The following is a 19,629-nucleotide window of genomic DNA, read 5'->3' on the forward strand; positions in this document are numbered from 1 at the left end:
GGCAATGCTTCAAACGTGAATAATAGCTCAAAATGGACAGGGTGATAAGCCTTTAGCTCATGTTATATAAACTTTGTGTTTTGAGGAGTTGGTGGAGAATGATGCGAAAACATGACCAAACATGGAACCTTGATATTCCGATCGCTTCTTTTATTGAAACTTGCCGGAAATTTCCTGAAAAAGAGTTATTTACGTTTGAGAAAGAAGGCCAGAGTCCTCAAATTCTTTCCGGAAATACGCTTCTACATCAAATACAGGCTTTGGGCAATATCCTATTGAAAGAACTGGCTGAGCAGGAACGGGCACTTCTTGTATTTCCTCAGGGTCTGGAATATATCAGCAGCATGCTGGCATGTTTTTATGCAAATATCGTGGCCATACCTACACCTATTACAGATTCGGAGCCGGATGAAAAAATCTTTGAGAAGATGATGCCTATCTATAGGGATTCCCAAGCCGTATGTATCATAACCAATACGGACTTCAAAGCATTTCTCCAAACACGGAGGGAGTTTAATTCAATCCGTATCCTGAATATTGATGAAATCTTTCAAGAAGACACCGTTGACGTTGAGATAGAGATGAGAATGCCAGCGCCGCAGGATACTGCTCTTTTGATGTATACATCGGGCTCGACATCCTTGCCAAAAGGCGTAATCCTCAGTCACAGCTGTGTGATGAATCAGGCCAAGGCCGAGCAATGGAGAATTGACCGGAATAGTCGTGTCGTTTCCTGGACGCCGCAATTTCATGCTTTTGGACTGCATAACAATATTTTAGTCCCACTTTTAAACGGGGCGTCGAGCATTATTCTCCCGCCAGAAAGCTTCGCTAAAAATCCGGAAAATTGGATTCATATGATTGACAAGTATCAGGCTACCCATACGGCAGCGCCAAATTTTGCGTTCGATTATTGCTGCTCCACACTGGACATAGCTTCAATTAAGCAATATTCACTTCGCCATCTCCAAGCGATTATATGTGCAGGTGAGCCCATCCGGAAGGAAACTTACGAGAACTTCATCCATAAATTCCGGGAATTAGGGCTACAAGAGGATATATTTTGTCCCCTCCTTGGCTTATCGGAGCTGTGCCCTGTCGCCAGTATAAAACCAGGTCAGTCGATGAGATTCCTTAACTTGGATATCCCTAGCTTGGAGCAACGAAGAGTCCAATACACGGATGAAAAGAATAAATCGAAGTCCGTAGTGAGCTGTGGGGAGATTGAAGATCCGACGCAAATACGAATTGTTCATCCTGAAAGGCATACACAATGCTTACCGGAGGAAGTCGGCGAGATTTGGATTAAATCCGCACGGATGGCAGAGGGATATTTAAACAGGAAGGAAGAAACGAATAGCACTTTTGAGGTAGCCCTTTCAGATACAAAAGAAGGCGGCTTTTTTCGTTCCGGGGACCTTGGCTTTATTGCGGATAATCATATCTATGTCATCGGTAGAGAGAAGGAAGTCATCATTATTCGCGGCAAAAACCATCATCCCGTCGATATTGAATGGACCATCCAAAAAAATATGCCAGAGTTGACCTTGCCCATCGCTGTATTTTCCTCTGAAATCAATGGTCAGGAAAAAGTAATCGTCGTACAGGAAATTGAAGCGCCTCTTCATGAGCAGGAATATAAACGTCTGGTCGAAAACATACTGAATGCCGTATCCAATACGCATCAACTTGAAATTTACGATATCTATTTGCTGCTTAAGGGAAGTATACCCAAAACTGGAAGTGGGAAAATTCAAAGAAAGATCTGCCGCAATGCTTATATCAAACAAGAGCTTCAAGCACTTTATCAATATCGGAGTGCGTTCTCACTATCACATTCGAATATGGAAGAAACCGCCGCAGAAAACCATGACAGTACCATAAATGCCGTTTCATTGGTTCAATCGAAGATTCAGGAGTATATAGTGCAATTTTTGTGTTGGGAACTGAATCTCAAGCACGAGGAAATGAATTTGAATACAAATCTTCATGGTTATGGCATCGATTCTATTCTTGTCATGAAGCTTATACGCGGCCTTGAGAAGTCCTATCCGATCAAGGTCAAAGCAAGAGAAATTTTAGAGAACCCGACGATTCAACTATTATCGGCATATTTAGCCCAAAAGGTGGAAGAAGATAAATCCACTGTACAGGTCAATACTGAGAAAAATTCGCTCAGTTTCCGAAGGAATCCGCTTTCTGAAGTTCAGAAAGGGTTGTGGCTATTACATAAAATGTCCCCTGAGATGAATGCTTACAATATACCAATATGCCTCCGGTTTAATACGAAGATTGAGATTGAGAGCATTAAACGGGCTTTTCACATCGTTTTAGAACAGTATCCTATTTTAAAAAGTGTGATTGAAGAGGAAAATGGGATACCTTATCAAAAGCTGCAGCCCACGCAGCCGCTTCATGTGCAAGTGGAGGATATTTCAGCCTTGGAAGCAGATGAGATTATTCCATTTATTAGGGATAAAGCGAAGCAACCATTCGTGCTGGAACAGGATCCTTTGATGCGTATTTATGTTATGTCCAGATCTGAACAGGAACATTTCATACTGGTTGTCATCCACCATATTATTTTTGATGGAAGTTCTTTCGGCATGTTTACACAAAGCTTTTTAGATGCCTATAAAAACGTGGTACAGGGAAAGACATCGACAGTGTTTCCACCCGCAGCGAGCTACGGCGATTTTGTTAAATGGGAGCAAACGATGTTAGCGAGTGCAGAAGGGGAGAAGTATCGTTCCTACTGGACACAACAGCTGTCAGGTGCTTTACCGACCCTGGAGCTGCCATATGACCGCTCTGTTTTTCCGGCTCAAAGCATGGAAGCACAAACATATTCCAAGCCGCTTCCGCTTAAATGGGTCAAACGGGTAAAGTCTTTTGCCCAAGCGCAATATACGAGCTTGTCTACAGTCTTGTTAGGTATGTATACGGTATTGCTTAACCAGTATTCGGGACAGGAAGATATCATTGTTGGAATGCCAGTTATGGTGCGCCCGGAGCAGCGTTTTGATAATTTAATCGGCTATTTTGTCAATATGCTTCCAATCCGGAGTCAGATATCGGAAACAGAGACATTCCTGGATTTTATGAAAAAATTGCAGCTGACAGTAGTCGATGGAATGGATCATGCCTCGTATCCTTTTCCGGCTCTGGTCCGAGAATTGAATGTGCCGCGGAAGCAGACGAGCTCACCTGTTTTCCAAGCAGCCTTTTCTTATCAAAACTTCCTTCCAACTTCAAGCTTTCAGCAGCTTTGCAAGCCATATAAAGATATCTTTTTCGTCGAATTGGTTGAAGAAATTCACCAGGAAGGCGAATACGAGTTGGTATTGGAACTGCAAGAGCAGGAAGAGGAAATGATATTAAATATTAAATATCGCTCCAATTTGTTCGATCATTCAACCATCATACAGATGGCAGAGCGTTATATAGAATTAGCGGAAGCACTTATGGAGAATCCCGCTTGGCCCTTGGAGGAGCATTCCTTACTCTTACCAGAGGAAAAGGACATCATCCTTAATGACTGGAATGCTACCGGAACAAGTTATCCTGATAAGTGCTTCCCTGAATTATTCGCAAAACAGGCAAGAAAAACACCTGAAGCTATTGCAGTTGTATATGAAAAGGAATCGCTTACCTATGGGGAACTAAAAGAAAAGAGCACTTTACTGGCCTTATATTTGCAGAAACATGGGGTAACTCCTGATACTCTTGTGGGGATTTGCATGGAACGTTCTTTAGATATGGTGATTGGGCTGTTAGGAATCCTGATGGCCGGTGGAGCCTACGTACCGCTCGATCCGGAATATCCGGAGGACCGATTGGAGTATATGCTTCAGGATTCCAATGTTTCACTGGTTATTACGCAATCGGGGTTGTTGGAGAAAGTATCACGCTTGGAAGGGAACAACGTTAGCTGTATTGTCCTTGATAAAGACTGGGATCATCTGAAAAGTGATGTGAAGGGTAGAAAGACAATCAAACGGGAAGTGCAACCTCACCATTTGGCATATGTGATATATACCTCTGGAAGTACAGGGAAACCCAAGGGGGTCATGATTTCACATAAAGCGTTGACCAACTTTCTTATTTCCATGGGAGAGCAGCCCGGTTTAACAGAGCAGGACAAACTACTTGCGGTGACAACGTATTGCTTTGATATAGCGGGACTGGAATTATATCTGCCTTTGATTAAGGGGGCTCAATGCTATATTTGCAGCTCCAAAAACATAAAGGATGCCGAAAGACTTAAGCGGGAAATTCAAAGAATAAAACCGACAATCATGCAAGCTACTCCTGTGACTTGGACTCTGCTCTTTCAAGCCGGCTGGAAGAACGAAGAGAACATGAAAGTTCTCTGCGGAGGGGAAGCCCTTTCGGAAACGTTGAAATCTTATTTTGTTCATAACAGCTGTGACGCATGGAATATGTTCGGTCCGACTGAAACCACAATTTGGTCTACAATTCAAAAGATCGACGCAGATAAGCCTATTTCGATCGGTAAGCCTATCGCAAACACCCAGATTTACATTTTGGACAAACATCTTAGACCTGTGCCTGTCGGTCTTCCGGGAGAGCTTTTTATTTCGGGCAGCGGATTGGCCAGAGGCTATTGGAACCAGCCAGAGCTTACGGCTGAAAAGTTCATAGACAACCCATTCAATCCGGAAACCAAGCTCTACAGAACTGGAGATTTATGCAGGTGGCTTTCGGACGGCTCTATTGAGTATGTGGGACGGATGGATTATCAAGTGAAAATTCGCGGGTTTCGGATCGAGCTGAGTGAAGTTGAAGGTCAGGTCAGAACATATCCAGGAATCGATGATTGTGTCGTGATTGCCAAGGAACAGGAGGGAAATAAGCAGCTTGTTGCCTACTGTTTGCTGAACAATTCCGAGTCCGGTAAGCCTCCTCTCGATCCGAAGGAAGTGCGAAACTATTTAAAAACTTTCTTGCCTTTTTATATGATACCAGCATTTTTTATAGAGCTAGATAAGCTGCCTTTGACCCCTAATGGGAAAATAGATCGAAAAGAATTAATGAATCGCAGGATCGAGTTAGCAACAACAAGAAAGATCCATTTACCACAATCGGATGTTGAACATCAGGTTCTAGTGGTGTGGAAAAAACTTCTGAATGTTGATGATCTAAGTACAGATGATGCTTTCTTTGACGTAGGCGGGAATTCTTTTTCAGCAGCAGAGATGATCGGAAGGGTCAAGGAATTGTTGGAATGCGATATTTCGGTGACAGCATTGTTCAAGTATCCGACAGTTAAGGAACTCAGTGCCTACATTACAGAAACAAGAAGCGAGAATGTTGATTCTCAAACGGAACAATCACATACACCGGAACAAACAGATACAGCTGAAAATACAGCCTTACCGAAAATGGTTTCAGGCGAAGATGACCTCAAGCCACCCTACCCAGATTACTTTGAGGATAGTCTCGCAATTATAGGGATTTCATGTCATTTTCCAGGGGCCAAAAACCATGCCGAGTTTTGGAGCAATTTGAGGGCAGGGGTGGAGAGTGTCCGCTTCTTTTCCGAGGAAGAATTGGTTGGATTAGGGCTGGAAAAAGAAATCGTCGGGAATCGAGGCTATGTTCCCGGACGATGCACGATTGAAGGAAAAGAGTATTTCGACCCTGAGTTTTTCAGCTTATCACAGAAAAATGCAGAGTTTATGGATCCTCAAATGAAATTGCTGTTGCAGCATTCATGGAAAGCCGTTGAGGATGCTGGCTATATTAGCAAAGAAATTCCTGAAACCAGTGTGTATATGTCGGCAAGCAGCAGTTTCTATCAAGCATTTATCCCAAATTTGGCGTCGCAATCACCTAATGTCCTGAAGAACGCGGATGAATATGTAACCTGGATTTTAGCACAGGGTGGGACAATTCCTACCATGATCTCTCATAAATTGGGATTTAAAGGTCCGAGTCTGTTTGTGCACTCGAACTGCTCTTCCTCATTAGTCGGATTGCGTCTGGCTTCGCAAAGCCTGTTATCCGGTGAAGCCAAATACGCTTTAGTCGGAGCATCCACGATCTTTCCTTTCACCAGTTTAGGCTATGTGCATCAACCCGGCTTGAATTTTTCCAGTGACGGACATATTAAAGCCTTTGACGAGTCGGCAGATGGAATGATTGGCGGAGAAGGGGTTGGGGTTGTTCTACTGAAGAAAGCGCCAGATGCCATTAGAGACGGTGACCATATTTATGCGCTTTTACGGGGAGTAGGTGTGAACAACGATGGAACCGACAAATTAGGGTTTTATGCCCCAAGTGTCAAAGGTCAGGCTGAGGTTATTCAGAAGACGATAGAATCAACCCGAATTCATCCCGAATCCATCAGTTATATCGAGACGCATGGAACTGGAACCAAATTGGGCGATCCTGTTGAATTTGCCGCCTTAAATGAAACGTACAGGCAGTATACAACCAAAAAACAATTTTGCGGTATTGGATCGGTCAAAACCAATATCGGGCATCTGGATACTGCAGCAGGTTTGGCGGGGTGCATTAAAGTTGCTTTAAGCTTATACCATAATGAGATTCCTCCTTCACTTAATTACGAAAAACCGAATTCTGATATCAATTTTCCTGATTCACCCTTTTATGTTGTTGATAGTCTCCAAAAATGGGAGAATGCGTCGGCTCCTCATCGGGCGGCGTTAAGCTCCTTTGGAATAGGCGGAACTAACGCTCATGCCATTTTCGAACAATTTGTAGTCAATGCTGAATCAGAACGATTTAAAGATAGTTCTGTGAACAAAGAAGCTGTCTATCTGATTCCATTATCTGCAAGGCATCATCATCGTCTTAAAGTGTATGCACAAGAGCTTTCAGATTTTTTGATAGCTTCTGAAGACATTAATTTGTCGGATGTATCCTTTACGCTTCAGACAGGACGAATGGCAATGAAAAACCGGGCAGCTTTTATCGTAAAGAATACGAGCGAGCTGGTACAAAAGCTCCAATCGTTCACGAATGAACAAGAATCTATCGAGAATTGCTGGAGGGGAGAAAACAATCAGTCAAAAGATTCAGTGCAATTATTTGAACAGGAAGAAGTTTTCAAGGAATTAATGAGCAAATGGATTGCAAATCGTGAAATGAACAAGCTGGCAGAGTTGTGGACCAAAGGCTTCTATATAGATTGGCGATTGCTATATTCCAATGTCATACCGAAAAGAATAAGTCTACCTACGTATCCTTTTGCTCAGGAGCGCTGTTGGGCTCCTGAGGTTGAGGCCGGAGCAGTAAGAACCGAAACAGTGGATGCGCCTGCGATTAGCCGTACACTGCTATTTGAGCCTGCCTGGAAGGAGCAGGACGTACCACTGGAAGCCGAAGCCCCTGACTATGATTGGCGAATGGTCTTGCTTTGTGAGCCGGAAGAAGCTTTGCACGAGCGACTCGAAGCGAGCTTGAATGGAGCTGCGCAGGTGCTTGCCTTTCAATCCGGAAAAGGCCGGGTCGATGAGCGGTTCCAGGCCTATGCTGTTCAGGCCTTTGAGAGCATCCAAAGTATGCTCAAAGACAAGCCGAAGGGAAGAGTATTGGTCCAAATTGTGGTGCGGAACGCCGGGGAAGGACGGCTCTTTTCGGGACTTTCGGGACTGTTGAAGACAGCCCGTCTGGAAAACCCGAAATTCATCGGGCAGCTGATCGAAGTGGATCAGGGAGAACAGGCGGAAGGTATCCTGGCGAAGCTGGAGGACAACAGTCGAAGCCCGATGGATGGCTGGATTCGCTATGAGGAAGGTCAACGGAAAACCGCTTTTTGGAGCAGGCTCGAAACATCTGGGCAAAAAGAGGAGCTTCTATGGAGAGATGGTGGGGTCTATCTGATCACCGGCGGCTCCGGCAGTCTGGGGCTACTGATTACAGAAGAGATTTCCCGGCAGACGCGAGCAGCGACCTTCATTTTGACGGGGCGGTCGCCGCTGGATCAAGACAAGCAGACGAGGCTGCAGGAGCTGGAGGCTTCAGGGGCCAGCGTGGTGTACAGGCAAGGCGATATCACCGATAGGAAGACGGTTATCGATTTACTGAACAGCATCGAGCAGGAATATGGGCGTGTCCATGGGATCATCCACTGTGCAGGGGTGATTCAAGATAACTTCATCATCAAGAAAACAAGGGAAGAATTTATAGAAGTGCTGGGACCGAAGGTGAGCGGACTGGTCCATCTGGATGAGGCAAGCAGTGGCCAGAACCTGGACTTCTTTGTGCTCTTTTCTTCCATATCGGGTAGCCTGGGCAATCCGGGACAGGCTGATTATGCGACCGCTAATGCCTTTATGGATGCATACGCCGAATACCGGAACGCACTGGTAGGGGCCAAGCAACGGCAGGGACAGACGTTATCCATCCGCTGGCCGTTATGGAAAGAGGGCGGAATGCGGATCGATGCGGATTCGGAACAGATCATGACGCAAAACATGGGCATTACAGCCATGCAGACCTGGTCGGGAATGAGGGCGTTGTACCAAAGCTTGGCCTCCGGCAAGGAGCAGGTGATGGTCATGGAAGGGGAGCCCGAGAAGATCGAGACCTACCTGACGAAAGCCTTCTCACAGGCTGGTATCCGTGCCATCCAGGCAGCTGTACCTAACCAGGCAAGCGTACCTATGCTGGATGCAGGCTTGCTCTACGACAAAACCTTGCATTGTCTCAAGGTGCTGTTTGGAGAGGTGACCCGGCTGAGCGTCAGCAGCATTGAAACCCATGAACCGCTGGAAACCTATGGAATCGACTCGATCATGATTACCCAGCTCAATGCCAAGCTGGCGGGCTTCTTTGGAGAACTGTCCCAGACGCTGTTTTATGAGTACCAAACCTTGCGTGCTTTGACGGAATATTTTGTGGCGGAATACCCACAGGAGTGTATGCAGTGGGCCGGGATGAGCCATGACATGCAGCCTGTGGAGGAAACACTTGCGGCACCGCTGTATGTCGAAGAAGAAGCCGTGTCATCTGCGGCAAAAACGGCAGCGAAGCCTGTCCGAAGCTTGGCCGGGTCTGCTCCTGCGGAAATGCGTGAACCAATAGCGATCATTGGGATGGCTGGAAAGTATCCCTGGTCCAGGGACATGAACGAATATTGGGAAAATCTAAAAGCAGGGAAGGACTGTGTCACCGAAATCCCGCGTGAGCGCTGGACGATGGAAGGATTCTTCCATCCTGATCCACAGGAAGCGGTGGTGAATGCAAAAAGCTACAGCAAATGGGGGAGCTTTATCGAAGGATTTGCAGAATTCGATCCGCTGTTTTTCAATATTTCGCCACGGGAAGCACTCGGTATGGACCCGCAGGAAAGGCTGTTCATTGAAGCCTGCTGGGAAGCACTGGAGGACGCGGGCTATACTCGGGAGCAGCTTGCGGTGCGGCATAACCGCCAGGTAGGCGTATTTGCCGGAATTACTAAGACGGGCTACGAACTCTATGGGCCGGAATTATGGAAGAAGGGAGCGCAAATATTTCCCCAAATATCCTTTAGTTCGGTAGCGAATAGGATTTCGTACCTCTTTAATTTGCAAGGGCCAAGCATGCCGATCGATACGATGTGTTCGTCCTCGTTGACTGCGATTCATGAAGCCTGTGAGCATCTGTACCGCGGAGAATGCGAAATGGCTATTGCAGGCGGAGTAAATCTGTATCTCCATCCGCTCAGCTATGTAGGACTTTGCGCCAACCACATGCTGTCAGCAGACGGGCAGTGCAAGAGCTTCGGCAAAGGAGGCAATGGATTTGTCCCTGGAGAAGGCGCGGGGGTCGTCCTATTAAAGCCGCTGTCCAAGGCGATCGCTGATGGGGACCTCATCCATGCGGTGATCCGGGGGACAAGCATCAACCATGGAGGCAAGACCAACGGCTATACGGTGCCGAACCCGACAGCCCAGGGGGAACTCATCCGGGCGGCACTGGAGCGAGCGGGGGTACATGCGCGGACGGTCAGCTATATTGAAGCTCACGGGACAGGCACGGAGCTGGGAGACCCGATAGAAGTGACGGGTCTGACCCAGGCATTCAGGAAGGATACGCCGGATACGGGATTCTGCGCCATAGGCTCTGTGAAGTCCAACATCGGACATCTGGAGGCGGCAGCGGGCATCGCCGGGGTTGGGAAAATCATCTTGCAGATGAAAAACCGGACGCTGGTTCCCAGCCTGCATGCCCAAGAATTGAATCCGAACATCCATTTCGGTCAGACGCCGTTCGTCGTCCAGCAGGAGCTGGGAGAATGGAAGCGGCCGGTGGTTGAGATCGATGGAGAGACGCGGGAATACCCGAGGATTGCTGGGATTTCATCGTTTGGAGCGGGAGGCTCCAATGCACATGTCATCATCGAAGAGTATATCGCAGAAGAGAAGATGCCAATGAGCGTTACGGCTCAAAAGCCTGCGATCATCGTATTGTCGGCCAAAAATGAAGAACGACTGAAAAAGCAGGCCGAAAGATTGCTAGCTGTTATGCGGGAAGGACAGCTCAGCGAAAGCAGTCTGGCCGATGTGGCATACACGCTGCAGGTGGGACGCGAGGCCATGGAAGAGCGGCTGGCAGTGATTGCAGGGTCTATGCAGGAGCTGGTGGACAAGCTGGAAGGATTCCTGGAAGGACGGGACGGAATCCCTGAGTTGTACCGGGGCCAGGTCAAACGGAATAAGGAGGCGCTGACGGCGCTGATAGAAGATGAAGACATGGAGAAAATGATTGCTGCCTGGATAGGGAAAAGAAAATATTCGAAGGTTGTTGATCTCTGGGTCAAGGGACTGGCAATGGATTGGAACATGCTTTATGGGGATGCCAAGCCGCGGCGAATCAGCCTGCCGGCCTATCCTTTTGCGAGAGAGCGGTACTGGATCACGGATATTAAAACTAAATTGGCTTCCATTGAATCTGCAGATGCTGTAAAGCCAACAGATTCGTTCATTGCCCAAAAGACACTTGCCAAAATGGCAAATGTTTCGGAAATGAATAAGGAAGACATCGATGCTTCAAATGCCAAAGCTATTCCTTCGTATATCCAAAACATCCAGAGTCATATTTCTGCCAGTGTAAAAATAAAGAAGATGCCAGATCTTTCTTACCTAGCGGCTGCATACGAGACAATGTCCTCGACTACAGTCGACAGCAAAGCTTACTCGGAACAGGACGGAGCGACACGAGGGGCTGAACGGGAATGGAGGCTTACAGATGAAGGAAATGAATGATATCTTATGCAGGCTGTTATGGAGCCATTTGCGCTTGATGGGATTATGTCCATATGCGCAAATGGAAAAGAAAGCTATGATCGCAGATTTTAAAACAAAAACCGCCTTACTGAATTTATACGATCGTTGGCTTGAAGAAAGCATAGAGATTTTGGTACGGAATCAGTATTTGTATTGCAATGGAGAGTCATATAGCGTAGCGGGTACCGCTTCGGTCGATCTGCAGGCTGTATGGAAGGAGTGGGAATGGAAGAAAGGGGCATGGCTGAAAAATCCGGATCTCTCAGCCTGGGTATTTTTGGTAGAATCAACCTTGCGCAAGCTGCCGGAAATTTTAACCGGGAAAATACCAGCCACCGATATCATTTTTCCTAATTCCTCTATGAAACTGGTAGAAGGTATATATAAGAACAGTCCTGCAGCGGATTACTTTAATGAAGTGCTGGGAGATATCGTAGTTTCCTATCTGAATGAGCGGATTAAGCATAACCCGTCGGTACCGATTCGAATCATTGAAATTGGCGCAGGCACTGGAGGTACTAGCGCTTTGGTCTTCCAGAAGCTCGAACCTTATCGGGAGCATATTCAAGAATATTGCTATACCGACAAATCCAGAGCATTTTTATTACATGCACAAAAAGAGTACGGTCCGAAAAATCCTTACCTGACTTATCAGATTTTTAATGTGGAAGAGTCGGCTCAGGGACAAGATATTGATACAGGTGGATATGATATTGTGATTGCCACCAATGTATTGCACGCCACCCGGAACATTCGCCAAACGTTACGCAATGTCAAAGCGGTGCTGCGAGAAAACGGTCTGATTCTTATAAATGAAATCAGCGGTAACTCTCTGTTAAACCATCTATCCTTTGGCCTTTTAGAGGGATGGTGGCTTTATAATGATCCGGAGCTGCGCATTCCAGGCTCTCCCGGGCTATATCCCGAAAGTTGGCGAAAGGTATTGGAAATGGAAGGTTTCCGGTCCGTTTTCTTCCCTGCTCAGGAAGCGCATGATATAGGTCAACAAATTATTGTGGCGGAAAGCGATGGTCTGATTCGGAACAAACAGGAGCCTGAACACGACAAATCTCAAATGAAACAGCGTGACGAAGGAATTCGATCAGATATTGATGTAACAAGCGAGATGGCTGAAGAGTATGTCCAGGAGCTTATCGTAGGGAAGCTGGTAGAGGCTTTGAATGTGGACTTTACTATGATTGATATTCATGAGTCTTTCGCAGATTATGGCCTGGACTCCATTCTTGGCGTCAACTTTGTGCAGGCTGTCAATCAGGGGCTGGGGATTCATTTGCAAACCACCGACATCTTCGATTACAGTTCGGTAAAACAACTGACGCTATACATTTTAAGCCAATATGGAGATAAAGTTTCACAAGTCTTGGACCAGAGCGCTAATCCAATAGACAACATGGAAGATGCAAGTCGCGACATCCAAAAACTTAAAGACACGGATTATACGATTCATCCTGTTGAAACGGCAAGTATATCCTTTGAGCAGGAGAGACCCAATAAGAAGGATAAAGAGAGAGCTTTAACACCAAGGGAGCCCATTGCGATTATTGGAATGAGCGGGCGGTTTGCTGGATCAGATAATGTACATGAGCTTTGGAATCACCTTAAGAACGGTGACGATTTAGTGGAAGAGGTAACCCGGTGGGATCTTTCGAAATACCAGGAAAAACATGCAAGCTATTGCAATCACGGCAGTTTTTTGGGGGATATTGATAAGTTTGATCCGCTTTTTTTCAATATCTCGGGACTGGAAGCGACCTATATGGATCCGCAGCAGCGATTGTTTCTGGAGGAAGCGTGGCATGCTCTGGAGGATGCTGGCTATGCAGGTACAGGGATGGAGGGTCGCCGCTGTGGAGTGTATGTGGGTTGTGCCGAGGGAGATTACCAACAATTGCTGGGTGAAGACCTGCCTCCACAAGCGCTTTGGGGTCATATGGGTTCCGTGATTCCCGCTAGAATTTCCTACTACTTGAATCTTCACGGACCAGCAATAGCTGTAGATACAGCTTGTTCCAGTTCGTTAGTTGCAGTTCATCTGGCTTGCCAAAGCTTATGGACCGGAGAAACGGATATGGCTTTAGCGGGTGGTGTCTATATTCATACGACCCCCCGCTGCTATTTGTATGGTGACAGGGCAGGGATGCTGTCTCGCTCGGGACGCTGCTATACCTTTGATGACAGGGCAGATGGAATGGTTCCGGGAGAGGCGCTTGGCGCGATTGTGCTCAAGCGTCTTCATGAAGCTGTTGCTGATGGAGACCACATCTATGGAGTGATTTCAGGCTCAGCGATCAACCAGGACGGCACCACGAATGGACTTACTGCGCCAAGCCAGAAATCTCAGGAGCGACTCGAGCAAAATGTATATGATACATTTCATATCCACCCAGAGCAAATCCAGATGGTGGAAGCACATGGAACTGGCACCAAATTGGGAGATCCCATTGAATATCAGGCACTGACTCGAACCTTTAGAAAGTATACCGACAAGAAGGAATATTGCGCCATAGGGTCCATTAAGACGAATATTGGCCATACGCAAATTGCGGCAGGAATTACGGGAATGATCAAACTTTTATTGTCATTAAAGAATAAGCAAATTCCTCCTACACTTCATTTCCGGTCGGGCAATTCAAATATTCAGTTTGCGGATAGTCCTTTTTATGTCAATACGCATCTGCAGGACTGGGAGGTTGAGCCCGGAGCCAGACGCTGTGCTGCGGTCAGCTCCTTTGGTGCCAGCGGTACGAATGCTCATATGGTCATAGAGGAGGCTCCAGAGACGGAACGGACACATTCCGAAAAGCCTGGTTATTTCATTCCGCTGTCGGCACGGACTTCAAAACAATTGCGCCAGCAGGTAGAGCAACTGCTTGCCTATTGCGAACAGGAGCCTAAGGCGGATTGCGGTAATATGAGTTATACATTATTGCTTGGGAGAAAGCACTGTAATCATCGGCTTGCCTGTGTTGCCCGTAATCAAGGCGAGCTTGCCATGTCCCTTAAAAAGTGGCTGGAAAAAGGCAGTGCTTCTCAAGTTTATCATTCTGAACTGCATGAAAAAGATCAACGCATACAAACATCTTTGAAAAGATACGGGGATGAATGTATTTACAATTGTCAAAACGCAAGCGATACCCGCGAGTATTTGGAGCTTTTGACTACGATTGCAGATTTGTATGTTCAGGGATATTCGTTAGACTTTGAGTGTTTATTTTCAAATGAACAGTACTCTAGGATTCCGTTGCCAACTTATCCTTTTGCAAAAGAGCAGTATTGGGCGCCTAGGAGTGAGGACAAAATTACAGGCGGCAGAGCGGCAGAGCGTGAACCAAAATTTACGGTCGCCAGAGCTGCGGAAGCGCCTGCCGTTACGAGTAGCCGTACACTGCTATTTGAGCCTACATGGAAAAAGCAGGAGATACCGCTGGAAGCCGAAGTCCCTGCCTATGATCGGCGAATGGTCTTGCTTTGTGAGCCAGACGAAGCTTTGCACGAGCGCCTCGAAGCGAGTTTGAACGGAGCTGTGCAGGTGCTTGCCTTTCAATCCGGGAAGAGCCGGGTTGATGAACGGTTCCAGGCCTATGCTATTCAGGCCTTTGAGAGCATTCAAACCATACTCAAAGACAAGCCTGAGGGGAGGGTGCTGGTCCAAATTGTGGTGCGGAACGCCGGGGAAGGACGGCTCTTTTCGGGACTTTCGGGACTGTTGAAGACAGCCCGGCTGGAAAACCCGAAATTCATCGGGCAGCTGATCGAAGTGGATCAGGGAGAACAGGCGGAAGGCATCATGGCGAAGCTGGAGGACAACAGCCGTAGCCCGATGAATAGCTGGATTCGCTATGAGAACGGACAACGGACAATCGCTTGCTGGAGCAGGCTCGAAACATCTGGGCAAGAAGAGGGGCTTCCATGGAGAGATGGTGGGGTCTATCTGATCACTGGAGGCTCCGGCAGTCTGGGACTGCTGGTTGCAGAAGAGATTGCCCGGCAGACGCAAGCAGCGACCTTCATTTTGACGGGGCGGTCGCCGCTGGACCGAGACAAGCAGACGAGGCTACAGGAGCTGGAGTCTTCAGGCGCCAGCGTGGTGTACAGGCAAGCGGATATCACCCATAGAAACACCGTTATCGATTTATTGGACAGCATTCAGCAGGAATTTGGACGTGTCCATGGGATCATCCACTGCGCAGGGGTGACTCACGATAATTTTATCATTAAAAAAACTAGTGAAGAATTTATGGAGGTGCTGGGACCGAAGGTAAGCGGACTGGTCCATCTGGATGAGGCAAGCAGTGGCCAGAACCTGGACTTCTTTGTGCTCTTTTCTTCCATATCGGGCAGCATAGGCAATCCGGGACAGGCTGACTATGCGACCGCCAATGCCTTTATGGACGCATACGCCGAATACCGGAATGCCCTGGTAGGGGCCACGCAACGGCGGGGACAGACGTTATCCATCCGCTGGCCGCTATGGAAAGAGGGCGGAATGCGGATCGATGCGGACACGGAACAGATCATGACGCAAAACATGGGTATTACAGCCATGCAGACCTGGTCGGGAATGAGGGCGTTGTACCAAAGCTTGGCCTCTGGCAAGAAGCAGGTGATGGTCATGGAAGGAGAACCTGAGAAAATTGAGGCCTACCTGGCAAAAGCCGTTTCACAGCCCGATGTCCATGCTATCCAGGCAACTGCGCCTAAGCTGGATTCGAACTTGCTCTACGATAAAACCTTATATCGACTCAAGGTGCTATTGGGAGAGGTGACTCGGCTGAGCGTCAGCAGCATCGAAGCCCATGAGCCGCTGGAGAGGTATGGAATCGACTCGATCATGATTACCCAGCTCAATGCCAAGCTGGCGGGCTTCTTTGGAGAGCTGTCCCAGACGCTGTTTTATGAGTACCAGACCTTGCGCGCCTTGACGGAATGTTTTGTAGCGGAATACCCGCAGGAGTGCATGCAGTGGACCGGGATGAGCCATGACATACAGCCTGTGGAGGAAACACTTGTGGCACCGCTGTATGTCGAAGAAGAAGCCGTGCCATCTGCGGCAAAGGCGGAAGCGAAGCCCGTCCGAAGCTTGGCGGGGTCTGCCCCTGCGGAAATGCGTGAACCGATAGCGATCATTGGGATGGCTGGAAAGTATCCCTGGTCCAGAGACATGAACGAATATTGGGAAAATCTAAAAGCAGGGAAGGACTGTGTCACCGAAATCCCGCGTGAGCGTTGGACGATGGAAGGATTCTTCCATCCTGATTCACAGGAAGCGGTGGCGAATGGAAAAAGCTACAGCAAGTGGGGGGGCTTTATCGAAGGATTTGCGGATTTCGATCCGCGCTTTTTCAATATTGCGCCACGGGAAGCACTCGGTATGGACCCGCAGGAAAGGTTGTTCATTGAAGCCTGCTGGGAAGCGCTGGAGGACGCGGGCTACACCCGGGAACAGCTTGCGTTGCGGCATAACCGCCGGGTAGGCGTATTTGCCGGAATTACCAAAACGGGTTTTGATCTATACGGACTTGATTTATGGAGAAAAGGAACGCAAATATACCCTCACACATCCTTTAGTTCAGTGGCCAACAGGATTTCGTATCTCTTTAATTTGCAAGGGCCAAGCATGCCGATCGATACGATGTGTTCGTCCTCGTTGACCGCGATTCATGAAGCCTGTGAGCATCTGTACCGTGGAGAATGCGAAATGGCTATTGCAGGCGGAGTAAATCTGTATCTCCATCCGCTCAGCTATGTCGGACTTTGCGCCAACCACATGCTGTCAGCAGACGGGCAGTGCAAGAGCTTCGGCAAAGGAGGCAATGGATTTGTCCCTGGAGAAGGCGCGGGGGTCGTCCTATTAAAGCCGCTGTCCAAGGCGATCGCTGATGGGGACCTCATCCATGCGGTGATTCGGGGGACGAGCATCAACCATGGAGGCAAGACCAACGGCTATACGGTGCCGAATCCGACAGCCCAAGGGGAACTGATTCGGGCGGCATTGGAGCGAGCGGGGGTCCATGCGCGGACGGTCAGCTATATTGAAGCCCACGGGACAGGCACGGAGCTGGGAGACCCGATTGAAGTGACGGGTCTGACCCAGGCATTCAGGAAGGATACGCCGGATACGGGATTCTGCGCCATAGGCTCTGTGAAGTCCAACATCGGACATCTGGAGGCGGCAGCGGGCATCGCCGGGGTTGGGAAAATCATCTTGCAGATGAAAAACCAGACGCTGGTTCCCAGCCTGCATGCCCAAGAATTGAATCCGAATATCCATTTCGGTCAGACGCCGTTCGTCGTCCAGCAGGAGCTGGGGGAATGGAAGCGGCCGGTGGTTGAGATCGATGGAGAGACGCGGGAATATCCGAGGATTGCCGGGATTTCATCGTTTGGAGCAGGAGGCTCCAATGCACATGTCATCATCGAAGAGTACATTGCAGAAGAGAAGGTGCCGATGAGCGTTACGGCTCAAAAGCCTGCGATCATCGTATTGTCGGCCAAAAATGAAGAACGACTGAAAAAGCAGGCTGAGAGATTGCTAGCTGTTATGCGGGAAGGAAAGCTAAGCGAAAGCAGTCTGGCCGATGTGGCATACACGCTGCAGGTGGGACGCGAAGCCATGGAAGAGCGCCTGGCAGTGATTGCAGGGTCTATGCAGGAGCTGGTGGACAAGCTGGAAGGATTCCTGAAAGGACGGGACGGAATCCCTGAGTTGTACCGGGGCCAGGTCAAACGGAATAAGGAGGCGCTGACGGCGCTGGTAGAAGATGAAGACATGGAGAAAATGATTGCTGCCTGGATAGGGAAAAGGAAATATTCGAAGGTTGTTGATCTCTGGGTCAAGGGACTGGCAATGGATTGGAACATGCTTTATGGGGACGCCAAGCCGCGACGAATTAGCCTGCCGGCCTATCCTTTTGCGAGGGAGCGGTACTGGATCACGGATATTATGAGTCCATCTGTAGAAAGAGTCTCTTCTGTAGAAAGAGCTGTTACGGAAGCTCAGGAAAAGGCAATTCCCGTCCAGACTCATGCGATGCAGCCAACAGCCCTAATACAACCCGGTTTTTTGAATAGTTCTGAAAAACCAAGCGGCATATCCTTACCGAATTTGTTGGACCATCAGCCGCACCTAAGCAAGTCTGCCAACCAGGAGGGGACAACGATCATGTTAACTTCACTGGAGGAGACATCGCACACATTAGAGGATGAGAAGAAGACGGAAGCGCTGTCGTCTATTCCTTCTGCAATATCGGTGGAAATATTGCAGGAGGAGCTGACAACAAGCCTGGCGCAGGCTTTATATATAGATCGGAGCGATATCGATTCGGTTAGAAACTTTGTTGATCTTGGATTGGATTCCATTATAGGCGTAGAGTGGGTTCGTAGCATTAATAAGCATTACAATACAGCCATAACAGCGACAAAAGTCTACGATTATCCAACCATCCGGGATTTTAGCAAATTTGTTGAGAAGGAATTGTTGAGCAAATCAATTGCGCCATTCTCTGCCCAGTCTATTTCGGATCATTCTCCAGCAGAGTATTCACCGTCATCCGTTGCATTAGAGCCGGAGAAATCGGCAGAGGCTTCCATTCAGGTGAATTTGATGCCGATTTCGTTTGAAAAGCAGGCGCAGGCCAGCATGGCTGAGTGCAGCGCCTCTGCAGAGCTGTTACAGGAAGAACTGACGGTGAGCCTGGCTGAGGCTTTGTATATGGAACGGAGCGAGATTGAGGCGGATAAAAACTTTATAGATACCGGACTAGATTCCATTATAGGCGTAGAGTGGGTTCGAAACATTAATAAACGATATGGTACATCTATAGCAGCGACCAAGGTCTACGACTATCCGACCATTCGCCAATTCGCTGCATATTTGGCACAAGAAATCAATAAGCGTGGAGGAAGCTCCAATCAACAGTCCTTGAGCACAGTCCCGGACACGGATAAGCCTATTGCGAAAGTCCATTCGAAGGGACCTGACACGCTGCAATGTTCCCCAAGGCTATCGTCTAAGGAGGATTCCGAGCCATTCCACCTGGTAAAGGTAGCAGAAGATTCATCGCCTATGCCTTCGGAAAATAAAGAAGTAATTGCAATTGTCGGGATTTCGGGAAGATATCCTGGTGCGGAAGATGTGCAGCAATATTGGGATAATCTCGCTCTAGGCAAAAATTCCATTATTGAAATCCCGAAGGACCGTTGGGATGTAAGCCAATATTACGATCCTCGTCCAGCGCAAGAGGGGAAAATCAATTGCAAGTGGCTGGGTGTTTTAGAGGATATGGAATATTTTGATCCGTTATTTTTCAATATTTCTCCTACCGAGGCGGAAGGGATGGATCCCCAGCAG

2 protein-coding genes (1 of these 2 cut by a window edge) are annotated in these 19,629 nt (G+C 48.0%); both read left to right on the forward strand.

Annotated features, from left to right (window positions below; genetic code table 11):
* The first annotated feature begins 98 nt into the window (after positions 1-98).
* Complete coding sequence (locus tag MHB54_RS23000; RefSeq protein ID WP_340982035.1) at positions 99-11,237, forward strand: amino acid adenylation domain-containing protein; 11,139 nt, start codon at positions 99-101, stop codon at positions 11,235-11,237.
* Positions 11,221-19,629 carry the 5' portion of an SDR family NAD(P)-dependent oxidoreductase gene (locus MHB54_RS23005; protein ID WP_340982036.1) on the forward strand. The gene runs 11,280 nt beyond the window's last position, so 8,409 of the gene's 19,689 nt are visible here — the first part of the coding sequence; the start codon lies at positions 11,221-11,223; the stop codon falls past the right edge of the window. The genes MHB54_RS23000 and MHB54_RS23005 overlap by 17 nt, the downstream gene beginning before the upstream one ends.

The organism is Paenibacillus sp. FSL M7-0802 (genome assembly GCF_038004945.1).
Taxonomy (GTDB): domain Bacteria; phylum Bacillota; class Bacilli; order Paenibacillales; family Paenibacillaceae; genus Paenibacillus; species Paenibacillus polymyxa_B.